The organism is Rapidithrix thailandica, assembly GCF_039710355.1.
Lineage (GTDB): Bacteria > Bacteroidota > Bacteroidia > Cytophagales > Flammeovirgaceae > Rapidithrix > Rapidithrix thailandica.
This window is the reverse complement of sequence record NZ_JBDKWZ010000002.1, coordinates 331,512-349,261: the sequence shown is the minus strand read 5'-3', so window position 1 is coordinate 349,261 and position 17,750 is coordinate 331,512. Positions and strand designations below refer to the sequence as shown.

The 17,750-nt window shown below is 42.4% G+C and carries 13 protein-coding genes; 12 read left to right on the top strand and 1 reads right to left on the bottom strand.

The genetic code is table 11. From position 1 onward, the window contains the following. The first annotated feature begins 1 nt into the window (after position 1). From AAG747_RS04905 to AAG747_RS04850, 12 genes are all read left to right on the top strand, one after another. Positions 2-991 (top strand): Kelch repeat-containing protein, encoded by a 990-nt coding sequence (locus AAG747_RS04905; protein ID WP_346820020.1) that lies wholly within the window; start codon positions 2-4, stop codon positions 989-991. After that, entirely contained in the window at positions 975-1,340 is a 366-nt protein-coding gene (locus AAG747_RS04900) for a DUF4907 domain-containing protein (protein WP_346820019.1), read from the top strand. Before AAG747_RS04905 ends, AAG747_RS04900 begins: the two co-directional genes overlap by 17 nt. Before the next feature lie 242 nt (positions 1,341-1,582). After that, positions 1,583-2,047: a GyrI-like domain-containing protein gene (locus AAG747_RS04895; RefSeq protein WP_346820018.1), complete on the top strand. Its 465-nt coding sequence runs from the start codon at positions 1,583-1,585 to the stop codon at positions 2,045-2,047. A gap of 133 nt (positions 2,048-2,180) precedes the next feature. Further along, positions 2,181-4,583, top strand: coding sequence for a TonB-dependent receptor (locus AAG747_RS04890; protein WP_346820017.1), 2,403 nt, complete (start codon positions 2,181-2,183; stop codon positions 4,581-4,583). Between the two features lie 319 nt (positions 4,584-4,902). Next, positions 4,903-6,177 carry an efflux RND transporter periplasmic adaptor subunit gene (locus AAG747_RS04885; protein ID WP_346820016.1) on the top strand — a complete coding sequence of 425 codons (1,275 nt, stop codon included), beginning with the start codon at positions 4,903-4,905 and terminating at the stop codon, positions 6,175-6,177. Positions 6,178-6,286: 109 nt separating this feature from the next. Continuing rightward, complete coding sequence (locus tag AAG747_RS04880) at positions 6,287-7,648, top strand: ABC transporter permease (RefSeq protein ID WP_346820015.1); 1,362 nt, start codon at positions 6,287-6,289, stop codon at positions 7,646-7,648. A 53-nt stretch (positions 7,649-7,701) separates the two neighbouring features. Further along, on the top strand, positions 7,702-9,156 hold the full coding sequence (locus AAG747_RS04875; RefSeq protein ID WP_346820014.1) for a TolC family protein: 1,455 nt from the start codon (positions 7,702-7,704) through the stop codon (positions 9,154-9,156). Positions 9,157-9,329: 173 nt separating this feature from the next. Next, on the top strand, positions 9,330-10,664 hold the full coding sequence (locus AAG747_RS04870) for a TlpA family protein disulfide reductase (RefSeq protein ID WP_346820013.1): 1,335 nt from the start codon (positions 9,330-9,332) through the stop codon (positions 10,662-10,664). 319 nt (positions 10,665-10,983) lie between these two features. Beyond that, a complete protein-coding gene (locus AAG747_RS04865) occupies positions 10,984-11,880 on the top strand; it encodes a nucleoside phosphorylase (RefSeq protein WP_346820012.1) in 897 nt (298 codons plus the stop codon). A 9-nt stretch (positions 11,881-11,889) separates the two neighbouring features. Next, positions 11,890-12,600, top strand: coding sequence for a tetratricopeptide repeat protein (locus AAG747_RS04860; protein WP_346820011.1), 711 nt, complete (start codon positions 11,890-11,892; stop codon positions 12,598-12,600). A gap of 258 nt (positions 12,601-12,858) precedes the next feature. Further along, complete coding sequence (gene pta / locus AAG747_RS04855) at positions 12,859-14,955, top strand: phosphate acetyltransferase (RefSeq protein ID WP_346820010.1); 2,097 nt, start codon at positions 12,859-12,861, stop codon at positions 14,953-14,955. Between the two features lie 427 nt (positions 14,956-15,382). Beyond that, complete coding sequence (locus AAG747_RS04850; protein WP_346820009.1) at positions 15,383-16,240, top strand: NmrA/HSCARG family protein; 858 nt, start codon at positions 15,383-15,385, stop codon at positions 16,238-16,240. A 78-nt stretch (positions 16,241-16,318) separates the two neighbouring features. On the opposite strand, the gene AAG747_RS04845 is transcribed toward AAG747_RS04850, so the two are convergent. Next, a complete protein-coding gene (locus AAG747_RS04845) occupies positions 16,319-17,581 on the bottom strand; it encodes a DUF5009 domain-containing protein (RefSeq protein ID WP_346820008.1) in 1,263 nt (420 codons plus the stop codon). Positions 17,582-17,750: the final 169 nt, after the last annotated feature.

Sequence of the window (17,750 nt, the reverse complement as noted above, 5' to 3'; positions counted from 1 at the left end):
AATGAAACAAAAGTTGTTAATCTGGGCGATGCTCCCATTGATGATGTTAAATGCCTGTGGTGAAGGAGATGATGAAACGCTGGAGTATGGGAATTGGAAAGAATTGTCGGATTTTGAAGGGGTGGTTCGAAGTGGAGCGGTGAGTTTTGTGATGAACGGAAAAGCGTATGTGGGAACCGGGTTTGACGGTACGGACCGTTTGCAGGACTTTTGGGAGTACGATCACCAAAAAGGATATTGGACGCAGAAAGCCGATTTCCCTGGCACTGCCCGGAATGAAGCGGTAGGTTTTTCCGTAGGGAATCAAGGGTATATCGGTTTGGGCTATGACGGTGAGGAAGAAAGAGGGGATTTTTGGAAATACGATCCCGGGTCAAATACCTGGTCTTCCGTGGTGGGTTTCGGAGGCTCGGCCCGGCATGGAGCTTTTAGCTTTACCCTGAATGGTATTGCCTATGTAGGGGCCGGGTTTGATGGAAATGATTTGCGGGATTTTTGGAAGTACGATCATGAAAATGATCACTGGATACAAGTAGCCAGTGTAGGTGGTTCCAAACGGGTGAATCCTTTTGCTTTTGTGGTGGATGGACGAGGGTATGTAGGAGGGGGGAGGCACAACGGACTTTATGAGAATGATCTTTGGGAATACAACCCGGAAGACAATACTTGGACGGAGAAAAACAAATTGAATGATGAGGATACTGGGGATGCTTCTTTGGCCAGGGAAAACCCGGTATGTTTCACTTTAGACGGAAAAGTGTATGTATGCACCGGATATAACGGAGGGTACCTGGCGGACACTTGGGAGTACGATCCTTTGTTGGATACCTGGACAAGTATGCCGGATTTTGAAGGGGTAGCACGCAGTACCGCAGTCGGTTTCGTATTGGACAATCAAGCTTTTCTGGCTACAGGAAATAACGGTACCAGTTACCGTTTTGATGACTTATGGAAATTTGACCCTACAGCAATTTATGATGAAGAGGATTAACTTTCCGGTATTGGGCTTGGCGGTAGTAAGCATGTTTGGGCTTGCCGTTATATACTTTTGTGCATTGCAAATTGCGACTAACTTGGATAGGGAAAAAGAAACCATTGAAGGAAAAGAATACGGCATTTCGGTATTTTCTTCCCCGGCGGGTTGGGGGTACAATATTACTTCCGAAGGAAAATTGTTGATCCATCAACCCTATATTCCCGGGATCAAGGGAGAACAAGGGTTTCCGGATGAGTCTTCTGCAAAAGCTTGTGCCAGGCTAGTGGTTCAAAAACTGTTGGAGGGTAAAAAACCGGGAGTTCAACCTCAAGATTTGGTTCAATGGGGAATACCTATCGATTGAGATACAATAAACCCATTGTACCCTGTTTATTTTAAGGATATTTCTTCAATACCAAAAGAAGGACATTAACCGATGTCCTTCTTTTCTTTTTGTACAGAAAGAGTACTTCAATTTTTTTTTAAAATTATTTTCTGCACAAACTTAAGTACCGGGATAAAAGCTCTCAGGCACTACACAAAAAAGGAAGGCGTTGATATCTTAAACAGATGTGTAATTATAGTTCTGAACTTTTATCCGATATTATGAAAACCAGCATTTCAGAAGTAACTGTAAAAACCTTGAATAAAAGCATGTTGTCAATTTGTAAAGAGTTTTACGGACCTTATGAAAAATCCGTAGAGTATATCCGGGAGGTTCAGGATTATTTGACAGATGCTAATATTTCCTTTCAGCCATTCAAAATATTGGGTGTTTACTTTGACAATCCCTCCGAAAAAAAACCGGAGGAACTGAGAAGCTACCAGGGAGTGCTGGTCGATACGGAGGTAGAAGTTCAACCGCCCTTTTTTATGTATGATCTCACGGGTCAGTATTTACATACCAAGGTGGTGGGAAACCCTCAGGAAATAGTCAATATAGCATACCAGTCCATTTTTCAATATGTAGAAGAACATAAAATTGTGCCGGACTCTCCTTTTGCCAACCAGATTATGTCAATGGAAGGAGACGAGTTTTCGGTAGAGCTATTGGTTCGTTTGCGAGAATAAGGACCTAGGGATTTTTTTGTATGATGTTTACTTTCTCCATGCCAAAACCTTCAGGTTTTGGCATTTTTTATTAGTAAATATTACCTTCTGTCCACTCATTTTCCTTAGATTTGAATGTCAAATAGAAGGCTTCATGATATTCAAAAAACTACTTTTTACCGGCTTATTCACATTCCTTTGTTCCTACTTGGTGGCCCAAATGGCAACCGTGAAGGGAGTGGTGACTGACTCTCAGGGAAATGTGATTGAATTAGCTACAATTATCCCCAAAAATGCGAATAAGGGAGTGGTGTCAAATATTGATGGCCGCTTTTCCATTCAAATTCCGGCTAACCAGGTGGTTACTTTGCTTTTTCATCATGGAAATTATTATGAAAAGTCTCTCTCTCTGCAACTGAGTCCGGGAGAGCTACATGAAGTAAGCATTGCGTTAATTGAAAAAACTACGCTTTTAAAAGATGTAGAGATCGTAGAGAAACTTGAAAAAAACAGAGATGAAGCCGGAACGGTGGAATTAGATCCCGCCTCTGTCAAAGAAGTGCCAACCCCTTTTATGGATTTCAACCAGGCCTTGATTACCGGAGGAGGTTTGGGAATTGCCGGGAATAATGAAATGTCCGGCACGTATTCGGTAAGGGGTGGAAATTTTGATGAAAACCTGGTTTATGTCAATGATATTCAAATTTACCGGCCCTTGCTAGTAAAATCCGGCCAACAGGAAGGGTTGAGTTTTGTGAATCCGGAAATGGTTGACAATATTTATTTTTCTTCGGGAGGGTGGCAATCCAAATACGGGGACAAACTATCTTCCGTATTGAATGTTGCCTATAAAACGCCCAAGGAATTTGAAGGGGCTGCCACCTTGAGCTTGCTGGGAGGAAGCTTGAACCTGGGAGGTACGGCTTTGAACAAAAAGATGACCTATGTGGCCAGTGTCCGCCACAAAGCCAGTCAGTATTTACTTAGCTCCATGGACGTGGATGGTGAATATTTGCCTAAGTTTACGGATATTCAAACCTATTTGAACTTTGACCTCAGTAATAAAGGTCGCCCTGCTAACACCACCACATTAGGAGTTTTGGCATCGTATGCAGTCAATGACTATGAAGTAACGCCCCATTCCCGCACCACTAAGTTTGGTACCTTCCAACAGGCTTTGCGATTGAACGTAGCCTATATTGGGAACGACATGTTGAAATACCGGACATTTCAAGGAGGAGTAAAGTTGCGGCATCGGTTTTCTGAAAAACTCACTACCAACTTGATTGTTTCCGGGCTAAGTACCCAAGAGCGATTGTTTACAAATCTGGAAGCCGGGTACCGGATATGTGATGTGGATAATAACCCGGGTTCTTCTACTTTTAATGATTGTGCGGTCATCATCGGGTTGGGTACCAATTTTAATTATGCCCGTAATTTTTTGGATGCCAATATCTATGCCCTGGAAAACCGTAGTGAATATAGCCTCTCTTCTTCTTGGAAAATAGATTTTGGAGTTCGCTATAGTTATGAGGAAATTGATGACAATATTCACGAATACTCTTTCATCGACTCGGCGGATTATGTAAGTGATATTCAACGGGCCATCTCTGACAATTCATTGAGTTCGCAAAGAATATCGGGCTATCTTCAAAGTGCCTGGGATATTACCAGCAATCAAAGGTTGGTGGCCGGTGCCCGGATCAATTACTGGGACTTCAACGAAGAATTGCTGATCAGTCCCAGGATTCAATACTCACTCCAGCCTTTATGGAATGCCGATGTGGTGTTTAAAGCTGCGGTTGGCCTGTATCATCAACCGCCCTTTTACCATGAATTAAGAGATTTTGAAGGAAACGTAAACAAGGAGCTCAAAGCACAATCTTCTTTACATTTCATTACCGGGTTGGATTATAATTTTATCATGTGGGACCGTCCGTTTAAATTTATTTCGGAGATCTTTTATAAAAAGCTTTGGAATGTGATTCCTTATGATGTGGATAATGTGCGGATTCGCTATTATGCGGAAAATAATGCAGAAGCTTATGCTACGGGAATCGATATGCGCTTGAGCGGTGAGTTTATTGAAGGCTTGGAATCCTGGATGAGCTTGAGCGTACTTTCCACTAAAGAAGACTTGGATATTGACCAAAGAGGCTATATCCGCAGGCCAATGGACCAGCGGGTTACCTTTAGTATGTTTTTCCAGGATCATATCCCCAACGACCCAAGTATTCGTATGCATATCCGGACGATTTACGGTACGGGATTTCCCTATGGGCCGCCAGACAATTTGGAATACCGGCAGTCATTGAACACCGGCAATAGCTATACCCGGGTGGATGTCGGTTTTTCAAAATTGATTTCATTTCAAAAATCTTCCCGACAGGATAATTTTTTGGAATCCATCTGGTTGGGCTTGGAAATCCTGAATTTGTTTGGCGTGGATAATACCATTTCCCATACCTGGGTCAAAGATTTCAACAATACCTTCTATGCCGTACCGAACAACCTTTCACAACGGTTTTTTAATTTGAAGTTTACAGCACGTTGGTAACAATGTGAATACTTCCTTTACCTAATTTCTTCCGTTGAAAAAATTAGCCAATAGAAGGAGCATTCGTTGGTCTGATCAAATTTTGCGTTAATGGCTTATTTTTCTGTTGATTACTTTTCATATTGCTACTTTAACTGTTTCAGGGTACATGGATTAACATAATTTTAACAGTATTAATAACTTGTATCCACCGCAGGTAACGTAAATTTACCTTTTAAGTAAAAAAATGAAAATTCTAATTGTTTACGAGCACAAAACATTGATATTTTAGATAGATTCGTTTTTTACAAACTAAAGGTTTAGGTCAATTTCCTGAAATATGAAAAGAAAATTATTTATTGCCGGAGCTATATTGCTGGTGCTCATTGCTGCTTCTTTTTATTGGCTTTCTGGCTCTGAGGACACCCAGGATATCATTGTAGGGGTAAAACAGGGTGATTTTGAAATTACGGTAAACTCTACCGGTGAATTGAACCCACTTCGTTCGGTGAGTATTTTCGGACCTAAGAAAGCGCGAAATTCGGGGGTGCGGGAAATGAAGATTTTGCGCATGGTGGCAGAAGGAACCGTTGTGAAAGAGGGGGATTTTATAGCGGAACTGGACCGGGCCGAACTGTTTAATAAATTAAAAGAAGCCCAAGACCAACTCATCAAAGAAGAAGCGCAGTTTACTCAAGCACAACTGGATACGGCCTTACAATTGCGAGAGGCTCGGGATAAGATCTTGAATCTGGAATTTGCGGTAGAAGAAAAAGAAATACGCTTGGAACAATCCACGTACGAACCTCCGGCTACCATAAAACAAGCCGAGATTGAACTGGAAAAAGCCAAAAGAGATTTTCGGCAGGCGAAAGAAAATTACAAAATCAAAACCAATCAGTCGCGTGCGAAAATGACCGAAGCGGCTATTAACCTGGGCAATGTAAGACAAAAGGTGGAATTTATTCAGGAAATTTTAGACGGTTTTACCATCAACGCTCCACAAGCCGGCATGGTGATTTACGCTCGCGATTGGGGAGGAAAGAAAATACGAGAGGGATCTACCGTATACACTTGGAATCCGGAAGTAGCCACTTTACCGGATTTGACCAAAATGATTTCCAAGACCTATATCAATGAGGTGGATATCATGAAAATTACGAAGGGGCAACATGTGAAAATAGGAATAGACGCTTTCCCTGAAAAAAGACTGTCGGGGGAGGTCGTTTCGGTTGCCAATGTGGGAGAGCAAAAGCCTAACTCCGATGCGAAAGTGTTTGAAGTGGAAATCATGGTAAATGAAATGGATACCACACTCCGCCCGGCCATGACAACCAGTAACCTGATCATTTGTGAAACGGAAGAGAATGCAATGCATATTCCTCTGGAATGCCTGCATAACGAAGGAGATTCCATTTCTTATGTGTATAAAAAAGGAGGAATGGGTATTACCAAACAAGAGGTGTTGGTGGGTAAATCCAACGATAACGAAGTCATTATCAAATCAGGGTTACAGATAGAAGATCAAGTATTTTTGTCCACCCCGGAAGGCATGGCCGATTCTAAAATTAACCTGCTCACTCCCTCCGAAAAGAATTTGGCAATGGAAAAATAAGAATGATGGGGCCAACGTAGTTGCCCCTTTCTTCATTTACGTAAGTTAGCCCATCTCTACACCAGTTGGGTGCCCAAATGTATTGTCATGAATTAGAAACCTAATGATCATGTGGGAAAAATATAGTTCCAACTTTTTTATAGCCCTGGAAGCTTTAATGGCAAACAAACTCAGAACGTTTCTGACCGCTTTGGGGATTATTTTCGGAGTGGCTGCGGTAATTGCCATGATGGCCGTCGGAAATGGTGCTCAACAAGAGGTTTTGGATCAAATCAAATTAGTGGGGGTGAATAATATTGTGGTAAAGCCGATAGTCGAACAGACCGAAGAAGAGGTATCCGAAGAGAGTACGGGTGGCAGTAAATCAATGCTTTCTCCAGGACTGACAATGAAAGATGTCAACAGTATCCGCCAAGTACTACCCAATGTAACCAAGATCAGCCCTGAAATTATTTTAGAAACCTATATCGTACATAATGGAAAAAGACGGTCAGCCAAATTGGTTGGGGTGCTTCCTACTTATTTTGATATTTATAATTTTTCGATGGCCAAGGGGCAAATGTTTAACGCGTTTCAGTTGGAAACCGGAGCGCCTGTTTGTGTTATCGGGCGTGGGGTCCAGTCGCGTTTTTTTAGTGGGGAAGATCCTGTAGGAAAATACCTGAAATGCGGAAAGCATTGGCTCAAAGTGATCGGGGTGATGGAAGAGCGGATGATTACCCAGTCCAGTATTTCGGCTAAATTGGGGATCCGCGATTTTAATATGGATGTATATACGCCCTTGCAAACGATCCTGACCCGTTATGAAAACCGGGCCTTGGTTACTGAAGGGATGATTCAGCAAGCGGCTGCGGCAAGGGGAAACGGGATGATCATTATAAATGGGGAGGGGCAACAAGCCGAATCCACTGATAAAAACTACCATCAAATTGATAAGTTAGTGGTTCAAGTGGACGAAACAGAATACCTGAGTCCTACCGCAGAGGTTATGTCGCGATTGCTGAAACGCAGGCATTGGGAAGTCGTTGACTTTGAAATTACGATTCCGGAACTATTACTGAAACAACAGCAACGGACCAAGGATATTTTCAATATTGTATTGGGGGCCATTGCCGGTATATCGTTGATTGTGGGTGGAATTGGCATTATGAATATCATGCTGGCCAGTGTTCTGGAACGTATCAAAGAAATTGGTTTGAGGATTTCCTTGGGAGCCAAACGGGCCGATATTATTTCCCAGTTTTTATTTGAAGCCGTTTTGATCAGTTTATCGGGTGGGTTTATAGGCATAGTATTGGGCGTTTCCATGGCCTATCTGGTCAGTAATATAGCGGATATTCCTACTATAGTATCTCCCACTTCAGTCATTGTCTCCTTTGGAGTGGCAGCCGGAGTCGGGTTGATTTTTGGCATTACCCCGGCCAAAAGAGCCGCCAGTCAAGATCCGATTACCTGTTTGAGGTATGAATAAAGAGCATTGTTCAGTTGATTGAATCCATTTTAAATAGACAAAATACTAACCAGATGAACCAAAAATTGGCCTTAATTTGCCTGTGCCTTTTGTGTAGTATACCAGCTTTTTCTCAAAAAAAATACACATTGCAACAAGTGATTCGCTTGGCAAAAGAAAACTCATTGGCCTCTTTGCAGGCCGAAAACCGCAAAGAAAATAGTTATTGGCAGTTTAAAACTTTCCGTTCAAATTACAAGCCTCAGCTTAGCTTAAACGGTACCTTGCCTCAGTTTACCCGCGGAATCCAACCCATCCCGCAAAATGACGGAACAACCGAATTTCGCCCGGTAAGTAGTGCCATTTCCGATTTGGAGTTATCGCTGGGGCAAACCATCGGTTTAACCGGGGGACAGGTATTTGTGAGTTCAAGGCTGGAACGGATTGATAACTTTGGCGGTACCGGAGACAAAACCCGTTATGCGTCCACTCCTGTTTCTATCGGGTTTGTACAACCCTTGTTTCAATTCAATTCACTGAACTGGGAAAAGAAAATAGCCCCTTTGCGATACGAAGAGTCCGTAAAGGCTTATGCAGAGGAAATGGAGCGTATTGCATATAATGCTACCGATTTGTTTTTTAACTTATTACTGGCCCAAGTTTCTTTGGAAATAGCAGATAAAAACCTGGCTAGTAACGATACCATTTACCGGATTGCGCAGGGACGCTATCAGTTAGGCAAAATTGCGGAAAATGATCTTTTACAACTAGAGCTGAACCTGATCACTTCTCAACAGCAAGTACGGGAGGCGAAATTAAACTTGGAAACAACTACCTTGAATTTAAATACCTACTTAGGCATTACTGAAAATGAACCTTTGGAGTTGATCGAACCAACGGACATTACGGAATTCGAAGTGTCTGTAAATATTGCCTTAGACCAAGCCAAACTGAACCGGCAGCAATATATCAGTTTCCAACGTCAAAAGATAGAGGCACAAAGAGAAGTGGCCAGAGCCAAAGGAGATGCGGGTCTGAAAGTAGATTTGCGTGCCCGGTTTGGACTTAATCAACAAGGACAGCAATTGTCCGAGGCTTATCGCGCCCCCGAAGACCGGGAAACCTTCAGTGTAGGGTTGGAAATTCCCATTCTGGACTGGGGGAGACAAAAATCGAGAGTACAAACTGCCCAAGCCAACCTGGAGCTTGTCAACAATACTTTACAACAAGAGGAAATTAAATTTGAGCAGGATATTATGGTGTTGGTCAAGCGCTTTCAAATCTTGCGGGAAAAGCTTGTTGCATCCATCAAAGCCGATGACATCGCTAACCGTAAATACATCGTTTCTCAAAAGCGCTATATGGTGGACAAAATCAGTATTACGGATTTAAACATTGCCCTGCAGGAAAAAGACAAAGCCAAACAACAATACATATCTTCTTTGAAAAATTATTGGCAAGCCTATTATGAAATCCGTATGTTGACGATGTATGATTTCGAGAAAAATGAAAAAATAAACCGTAAGTAGTAGGCAATATCACGAATCAATACTTGTATGGACGCCCTCACTGGTAACTGTTTGTCGTCCTGAAAGGAAAGAAGTAGAACACAACGGGCGGCTTGCAATGGTTTACCTGGACTTGCTGATAGTAATCCATTCGTGATCTTTTGATTGTAGGAGATAAAGATTGATTGAAGGTAATGGTTAAATTTCTTTGTTTTATAGGTTGTGTCGGTTTAATATGTCCTATTGTATTACAAGCCCAAACCCACACAGTACCCTACAAGCTCTCAGTTAAATTAGGAAGGGTAATCGGTACGATTGACCCTGAACAAATAAATGTATTTCCAACCAGGCCTGTAAAAGAGGCTTCTGAATTTAAAGGAATTCCTCATCAATACGAACAGTATGTAATCAGGGAGTATCCTATTAGTACGGCACAAAAAGAATCCGAAATGGCTCGCCGGCAAGAAGTGTCTTCGAAGAAGTTTAACAGACTGGTGTATGAATATGGCATTGATACCTTACGGTTATCCAAACGGCCGTTAGCCCAAGCTTTATACTTTTTTATGGCGCTGACGGAGGAGGGGAAAATTGTCGTCATTCCTGATACGAACAACAACAAAGATTTCAGTGATGAAGCTTACTATGTATTCACGCCATCGGAAACGAGAAACCAACTGAATGAAATAGAAGCGGAGGTGGTATCCATGAGTATTGATTGTTTTAATGGAGAGTATGTCAGTGAGAAAACCTTTGCCGTAAAGTTGTATCCCTATATTTCGTATTGGAACGACCGTGAAGAGGATATGCTGAACTTGTATATTTCCCAGGCCGATTACAAAAAAGGTACATTTTTGCTGGGGAATGAACACTATACCGTGATCATCCCTAACGATATTTTGGGTAATGGCAATTTCAGATATACCGAAATTTTTATGCCTGAAGCATTTATAAATCAGGTATCCGATACGGATAGCCACTATTTTCACTATCCGCAGCAAAATGTCCGGTTTAAAAATTATGTGTATAATATTTTAGGTGTGTTTGAAGGAGGAGACCGTGTAGAGTTTGCTTATCAGTATACCGAACCGGACAGTGCGGCCTTAGGGCAGTATGCGGCACAATTGAAAGTCCCTGTGCCCGGTCAACAAGAGTTCGATCTTTTGGCTGAAAAGGGAAGATATGTAATGCTTGTTTTCTTTGGCAGTTGGCAAGGCTTTTCTTTAGGCTCGGTACCAGAACTGGAACCCCTATATTATAAATATGCCGGTCAAAAGCTCACACTGGTTAGCTTGGGAATCGAAGGAAGTCTGGAGCATAATGAAGTACAGCGTTTTGCCCAAAGAAGATATGCACATTGGGTGAACTCGTGGATGTCGATGAAAGACGGGAAAGATTATTGTGATAAATTTAATATTCAAAGCTTTCCCACCACATTACTGATTGACCCAGAGGGAAAGATTGTGTATAAGCAAAGTGGGATGCAGTCTATCCAACAGGCCGGAGAGGTATTGGACAAAGTACTAGAGTAAGCATTGTGTGTACCATTCATAAGTTTTAGTATTTTAAAACTAAAATGCACCAAGGGTATAACCAAGCAAAGCTTTTGAATCCCCTGGAAATTGCTCTAAAATAAAGCGGCTTAATAATTGATTTTTATCAGAAAATTTCGATTAACCTATCAGGAAAGGGAGGCTGTTTTTACATCTGTGCCGTATTTCGAAATGTAGGTTCAGGAGCGGTATTGCCAAAAAATATACCTGACAAGTCAAGTACAATCATAGGATTGTTTATTACTTTTGTACAGAAGAATTTTGGCTATACTTATTCCTGTACTACAATCCTGACTACATGCAGTTTAGAAAACTAAACCCAGGGAAAAAGAAACCTCCTATAGAATTCAAGGAAACAGATTTAATCCTGAACAATGACGGTTCCGTCTATCACCTCAATTTGTTACCTGAGCATATTTCCGATACCATCATTACCGTGGGCGATCCTGGACGGGTTTATCGTATTAGTCATTATTTTGATAATATAGAATTTGAAATTAACCGGAGGGAATTTGTCACGCATACCGGAACCTATAAAGGAAAACGGATTACGGCTATGTCTACCGGTATGGGCACCGACAATGTGGAGATTGTGCTCAATGAATTGGATGCCCTGGCCAATATCAATTTGAAAACCCGAAGGCGGAAGTCCAAGCATACCCGTTTACGCATTATCCGGGTGGGTACTTCCGGGGCCATCCGGGAGGATATACGTTTAAACAGCCATTTGGTCTCCAACTACGCCATAGGGTTTGATACGCTGATGTATTTTTACAAGCTCACCCAAAACGAAACCGAAAACCGGATTTCGGATAGTTTGCAGGCAACCTTGTCGTTGCCCTTCCGGCCTTATTGTGTACAAGGTTCCGAAGAGTTAAAAGATATATTGGGCTTTGATATGGTAGAAGGCAACACAGTTACTTTGCCAGGTTTTTATGCCCCTCAGATGCGTAACTTACGGGCCGAAATTGCTTTTCCCAGTTTGATTGAAGACCTGAACTATTTCCATGAGTGCGATGCCTGGATTACCAACTTTGAAATGGAAACAGCCGGGTACTATGCCTTGGGAAGAATATTGGGACATGATGTGATCTCTTTGAATGCCATTATTGCCAACCGGATCAGTAATAAGTTTTCGAAATCTCCGAATAAAACGATTGATGCCTTAATAAGAAAAGTATTAGATAGAGTTTAGAACAGAACAATGAAAAAAGGATTAATTTTAATGTTAACTGTTTGGTTGTTGGCGGGTTGTGCACCCGAGCCGGAAGAAGTACTGAACCAGGCCAAAGCCAAATTAGACCAAGGAAAATTTAAAGAGGCCATTTCTCTTTTGGATGAAGTAGTCAAACTTGACCCCGCTAATTCCGATGCCTTTAATGCGCGTGGAGTGGCTTACTTCAACCTGGAAGAACTGGGCGATGCCATGATGAATTTCGACAAAGCCATTGAATTGGATTCGTCCCAGTATAAGTTTTTTTACAACCGGGGGAACACGTACCGGAAAATGGCCGATCCGCAAAATGCCATTCAAGATTATACACAGGCATTGGACCGCGATAAGTCTCATTACGATATTTATTTGAACCGGGGCTTGGCTTATTTGAATTTGAAGCAACCGGACAAGGCGGTATTGGACTTGAACAAAGCCGGCTCCATGGCCCCTGACGATGCCAATATCTATTTGTACCGTGGGAAAGCCCACCTGTATTTGGAAAAGTTTGCTGCCTCAGCAGACGACCTGGAAAAGTGTATTAAACTCAATAAAAACTTAGGGGAAGCATATCACTACTTGGCCTTGGCCAAAGTAGGTATCAACGGAGCCGCTAACCAAGAAATCTGTGATTTGCTGGACAAGGCCATCGCTCTCAACTATTCAGATTCAAAAGAACTCAAGGACTTTTATTGTAAATAGAATAACCGGAGCAAGGGTCAGAGGAAATGAAAACGGATGGCAAAAGCTAACACGTTTTTCATTTCCTCTGACCCTTGTTATTTGTATTTGGTACCACTTTTTTTACTCTTATTCTTTTTCCTTCTCAAAAACTGACCTCCCTCATTCCTTTCTTACCGGAGTCTTCCTAGCTTTGCCTTATCATAAAAACTAGTGAAGAGGTTTTCATCTGTTCCATGGTTTGTTATCTTACTTGTCAATGGATCAACAACACAAAATATGGCATATTCAATCTACCTGACCACCACAGAATCACATTGTGGTAAGTCCTTGGTTTCATTGGGGATCATGGATTTGCTACTGCGGAAAAGTAAAAAAGTGGGTATTTTTCGCCCGATTATCACCCAGCGGTTTGGGGATGCAAAAGATAGAAATATAGAGTTGCTCCGCACACATTTTCAACTGGAACAGGGCTACGAAGAGAGTTTTGCCTATTACCGCAACGAAGCCCGTGATTTGATGCAACAAGGACGCAGCGATGAGATGTTGGAGCGGATTATTCAAAAGTACAAAGCCCTGGAAAAAAAGCTGGATATTATCGTAGTGGAGGGGAGCGATTTTGAAGAGGAAGCGGCTTCTTTTGAATTTAATATCAATGCCGAAATCGCCCGTAATTTGGGTTGTCCGGTGATTATTCTCAGCAAAGGGCTCCATCGCGATACTAGTGATATCCTCAGTTCGGTCCAATTGGCAGTGGATGTGTTTCTTGAAAAGGAGTGCCAAGTCCTGGGCACTATTATTAATAAGGCACAACCGGAAGCCGTAGAAGAACTGCGCCAGGCATTGGAAGAAAAAATTTCCTATAAACAACAATTCTTTTCTGTCATTCCTAGTCACCCGGTATTGCAAAGTCCTACGGTGAAGGAAATAGCCGATCACCTTGGGGCGAAAGTGTTGTTTGGACAAGAGCGGCTTCATCGGCAGGTCCATCGCTACTCCATTGCGGCCATGCAAATGCCTAATTATTTGGAATATGTGGATGAGAAATGCCTGACCATTACTCCCGGCGACCGTGGCGATATCATACTAAGTGTTTTGCAAGCACATAATTCGATCAATTATCCTCAGATTTCAGGAATTTTGTTGACCACCGGTTTACAACCTGCTCCTACCGTAATGCGCTTGCTGGAAGGCGTGCCGGACATTATTCCGATCATCTCTGTAGATACAAATACGTACCAAACAGCCACCGATTTGGAAAAGGTAACGACTTTTATCACTCCGGAAAATGAAACGAAAATTGACTTGAGTCTCCGCCTTTTTGAAGAATATGTCAATACCGATGCGGTCAACGAACAGGTGAAAAATATCCGGCAACGGGGCATGACTCCCAAGATGTTTACCTATAACCTCTTTGACAAGGCCCGGGCCCTCAAAAAGCGGATAGTCTTGCCGGAAGGAAATGACGAACGGATTTTGAAAGCGGCCTCTATTCTGATGGACCGGGAAATTGTCGATTTGACGGTTTTAGGAGAACGGGACGAAATTTTAGAAACCACTCACCGCTTAGGAATTAATTTGGATGTCAACAAAGTCACCATCACTTCACCCAAAGAGTCTCCGCACTTCGAACGGTATGTGGAAACGTTTTATGAATTGCGGAAAGACAAAGGGGTGACCATGGATATCGCCAGAGATGTCATGTGTGATGTTTCCTATTTTGCAACCATGATGGTGTATTGTGAGGATGCGGATGGTATGGTTTCCGGAGCGGCACATACTACACAACATACCATTCGTCCGGCCTTGCAATTTGTCAAAACCAAACCGGGTTCCCATACCGTATCCTCGGTGTTTTTTATGTGCCTGGACGACCGGGTATTGGTATACGGAGATTGTGCGATTAACCCCAACCCCAATGCCGAGCAATTGGCCGAAATTGCCATCTCTTCTGCCGAAACCAGTTTGGCATTCGGCATTGAACCCAAAGTAGCCTTACTTTCCTATTCTTCCGGAGATTCCGGCAAAGGTGCCGATGTGGAAAAAGTACGGGAAGCAACCCGTTTAGCGAAGGCTAGACGCCCCGACTTAAAAATAGAAGGCCCTATTCAATACGATGCGGCTGTGGACAAAGAGGTCGGGAAAAAGAAAATGCCCGGGTCGGAGGTGGCAGGACAAGCCACGGTGCTTATTTTTCCGGATTTGAATACAGGAAACAATACGTACAAAGCCGTACAACGGGAAACCGGGGCAATTGCCATCGGACCGGTGCTGCAAGGCTTGAACAAACCTGTGAATGATCTTAGCCGTGGCTGTACGGTGGAAGACATTGTAAATACGGTTGCCATTACCGCTATTCAAACGGCAATCGGTTAAGAAATATATTTAACTTTTAACCGAAACCCCTTCAATGGCCTTGCAAGCATTGAAGGGGTTTTTATTTGAGGGAAATGACGGTTTTTCCCAAAGACTATCTGTGGCTCCTCGAAAGATTTTTGTAACTTATAAATAGTGAAAAATAAAAAATCCCATTTGTCAAATCTTGCTTGACAGTACTCCTAATAATGAAGTGATTTAAACTTTTGAAACTGGACATTCCTGAAAAGTTGCTTTAGGGGTTAATCTCTGTCTACTTCATAGAAAAAACAATTCATAAAAAGTCGAAAAACAAAAGCGTTTTTTAAGATTAAAAACACGATTAAATTCCTGTAAATAAACTAACTACAATTAAAACCTAATAATTAGTTTAAATCACTTTAATTAAAAAAACTAGCAATTTTTAACTTAAGAAATCATCAATACCATGAACAGTGAACAAGCGATTTTAGTAACAGGGGCAACAGGACAACAAGGAGGAGCCGTAGCCCGGCAGTTATTAGCCAAAGGGTTTTCAGTGAAAGCCATGACTAGGAATGTACAGAGTGATAAGGCAAAGACCTTGGCCCGGTTAGGCGCAGTGCCGGTAGAAGCGGATTTGGACGATTCGGCTTCTTTGAAAAAAGCGTTGAAAGGAATATGGGGTGTTTTTTCCGTACAGAACTCGTGGGGAGTAGGAGTGGAGCAGGAAGAAGTACAGGGTAAAAACCTGGCAAAATTATGCAAGGAGGAAGGGGTCCGGCATTTGGTATACACTTCTGTCGCTTCTGCTCATAAACATACAGGAATTCCTCATTTTGAGAATAAATGGCGCATTGAAGAAACCATCCGGAAGCTTGGTTTGCCCTCTTTTACCATTTTACGCCCGGTATTTTTCATGGAAAACTTTCAATCGCCTTGGTACAAACCCGGGATAGAAGAAGGGAAATTAGCCATGTCACTCAAAGCGACTACTTCTTTACAAATGATTGCCCTGGAAGATATCGGAAAGTATGGGGCATTGGCTTTTGAAAAGTCACAAGAGTTGAACGGGAAGGCAATTGATATTGCCGGGGACGAATGTACCATGATGGAGGTTACGGCAGTTTTGAGCAGCGTTACAGGAAAGAAAATAGAATACGTACAAGTACCGATTGAAGAAGTTCGTAAGATGAGTGAAGATTTTGCTTTGATGTTTGAGTGGTTTGAAAAGGTAGGATACGATGTGGATATCGATCAACTTGCCCGGGATTATGGAATCCAACCTATTCAACTCACCGAATGGGCCAAGCGGTCGGATTGGTGAAGTTGCAAAGGTGGGGCTTGCTTTTAATGGGCTGAATATATTGGCCCCACCTTTGAAAATCTGGTTATTACTTTCGAGCTATAAGTGTAACCGGATTTTGAGTTTGTTTAAACCCACTACTGCGCCTAACATTACAAAAGCAAAGACCCATGACCAGAGAATTCCTGGCAAGCCGCTATGAAACAGTTGGGGTAACGGGTGAAAATCAACATACTGAGTGCCTGCAAGAAGGATGGGAGGGAGGAAGTAAATCAGCAATGGGTTCGCTCCTGCCGGTTTCAAAAATACGGACCAGGCCTTTTGTTTTTGCAGATCGAGTAACCAGTACAAAAATGCATAGAGGACTATGCAAATGCCAATGCAATACAAGGCCCAGGTAGGCGTGGCATGGATTTTTGAAATGCCAAAGTAGGGTCTCAGGACGTACCCTAAAGCAAAGACCAAGATGGCAAATACAGCTGCAAAAACCCAAAGAGAAGTAGGGGATGAGTGTTTGTTTTTTTCAAAGAAGATTAAAGACAATACAACTCCTCCTAACGTAAGGGCCATATGAGACGCATTTCCTGCCTGACCTTTCATCCAAGTGAACCAGGAACCTTCAACCCAGGAAGAGTTTGCAAGTGCATAAAATGCAATACAACCAAAAAGCAATGCCAACAGTCCGAAGCGGTTCCCTTTTACCAGCCAATAGCCAATGTTGGCATAGAGATAAGCCCAGCCAATTAACCCGAGAATCCCCCACCATTGTGGTTGAATCGGTTCCGTGCCATCGCCACCCCGGTATAGAAGAAACAGCGTAAGCATTCCTGCCAATCCTACGCCCCGGATCGTCCATTTTTTTTGAAAAGTAAATGACTTGGGATAAATGTTCCAAACCAAGAAAATACATGCGTACATCAATAATGTCCATAAGTGAATCGACATACCCATGGCCTCTTCATTATAGCCCGTTCCAACATTTACCATAAAGACTCCGATGGCCCATAAACTGACCGTCCGTACCAGAATATGTTTCCAAACTTGTAAGGGGCTATCGCCTTTTTTGAAGCGGGCATTGGTGGAAAATGGAATGGACATACCCACGATAAAGAGAAATGCAGGGAATACCACATCCACAAATGTCATGGCATCGGCATCGGCCGAAACGTGTTTCATCCATTGAGGAATACCGGAGACTCCGGCTACTTCATTCACAAATATCATTGTTAAGATGGTGAGTCCTCTCATACTATCGATTGACTCAATCCGGCCTCCTGTCATGCTTTTGTACATCCCAATTGGAGGTGATAGGGGCTTTGTCTCGGGTTTCTGTGTTACCTGAGTGGTCATAATTCTTTTCATTTAACTTTTGGAAAATAAATTTTCAAACCGGAAAGGCTCATAGCAACGAGCTTTCTGATCTTGTGGTGCTAGTGATAGGCTTAAATCCTGATGTATTGGGGGCTATGAAAATAGTGATAAATTTTAAAAGTCTTGTATAAACCGGTGTTTTTTTAATAAAAGTCGAATC